We start from the raw sequence: 1,550 nt of genomic DNA on the forward strand, positions 1-1,550 counted from the left end.
CCGCTTCTGGCCGATTTTGTTGCAAAAGTCGGCGAGATAGCGGCTTGCGGTTGGATTCTGAAATTGGGCTCGTATGCTCTGCCCGCCTTTCCGACAGGGCGGCGACAACGCATCGGCACTAACGCCTGATACACGAAGCAACGAGACGCTACGCAACCCGCAACCGGGATATATCCGGCGGTTGGATCGTCAGCTTGGCGAGGCGGCGCAGGTTCTGAGCGATCGCCGCGAGCGTGAACTCGAACTGGGCGCCTGCCGGCCCCCTCAGCCTCAGTCGGCCCATCCGAAGGATCCGCTTCAGATGGGCAAAGAGCATCTCCACTTTCTTTCGGTCGCGGCGCGTCTGCTCATAGGCGGCGGTCTTGGCAATGGCACGGGCGACGTCGCGCGCCGCCTCGTGAATATGCCGCGTGATCTTGCGGCTCGGTGATTTCGGACAGCACCTCGGCTTGAGCGGACAAGAGCGGCAATCAGTGACGCGTGAGAAGTACGAGACCATGTTGTCGCCGCGAGCTTTGCGCTTTCTGTTTGATCTCGGCGCGATCTTGCCATTGGGGCAGACGTAATAATCGTGCTCGTTGTCGTAGATGAAGTCCTCCCGGCTGAACGTGCCATCATCGCGTTTCGACTTGTCGATGACGGGGACATGCGGTGCGATGCCCTTCTCATCGACCAGGAAGTGAAGGTTGGGTGCCGAGCCGTAGGCCGTATCGCCGACGATCCAGTCCGGTTTGATCCCGAACGTCGCCTGGGTGCGCTCAATCATGGTCTGTGACGCGCCGACTTCCGCCTGCCGGATCGCCCGGGATGCCTCCACATCCATGATGATGCCGAACTTCACGTCGATGAGGTAATTGTCGGCGTAAGCGAAGAACGCAGCATTGCGCAACGCACCGGTCCATTGCGCTGCCGGATCGGCAGGAGCCACGAACTTCGGCATGACGTCGGTCGCAGCGCCCCACGCCGGATCGTCGAGGCTGGCAAGATAGTCCTGCACGGCCCGTCTTGCCGTCGCCGGGTCGAGGTCGCGGCTCCATTTGCTGCCGGGCGTCGAACGGCACTTGTTGGCGTCCGCTGCAATCAGGCTGGCATCGACTGCGAAGCCGCTGCCGCCAACAAGATCAGCTCGGATGCAGGCTGCGACGACGCGTTCGAACACGCGGCGAAACACGTCGTGCTGCCGGAAGCGCTCGTTCCGGGCGCGCGTGAAAGCCGAATGATCGGGAATCTTGTCTTCGATCCCGAGGCCGCAGAACCAGCGATAGGCGAGATTGAGCTGGACCTCACGGCAAAGCGCGCGCTCGGAGCGAATGGCGAATACGTACCCGAGGATGAGCATCCGGATCATCAGTTCCGGATCGACTGAAGGCCGTCCCGTATGCGAGTAGTACGGGGCGAGCTCTGTTCGAGCCCAGGACAGATCCAGCACGGCAGCGATCTGTCGGACCTGGTGGTCGTCCGGCACTACGGCCTCGAGATCGAACGCATAAAACAGTTGGCTCTGCTCACTCTTGCGCCGCCCCATCATCGAACTGCTCCGTCGATGGCCC

General features: G+C 61.9%; 1 protein-coding gene. It reads right to left on the reverse strand.

Features of this window, described 5'->3' with window-relative positions; all coding sequences use genetic code 11:
- Window positions 1-148: 148 nt before the first annotated feature.
- Window positions 149-1,528, reverse strand: a complete 1,380-nt coding sequence (locus XI05_RS09015; RefSeq protein ID WP_271500739.1) for an IS1182 family transposase — start codon at window positions 1,526-1,528, stop codon at window positions 149-151.
- Window positions 1,529-1,550 lie beyond the last annotated feature (22 nt).

The organism is Bradyrhizobium sp. CCBAU 11357 (assembly GCF_028128865.1).
Lineage (GTDB): Bacteria > Pseudomonadota > Alphaproteobacteria > Rhizobiales > Xanthobacteraceae > Bradyrhizobium.

Coding starts and splice junctions, on each gene's coding strand:
- XI05_RS09015 (WP_271500739.1), bottom strand. CDS start 1,528: ATGATGGGGCGGCGCAAGAGTGAGCAGAGCCAACTGTTTTATGCGTTC.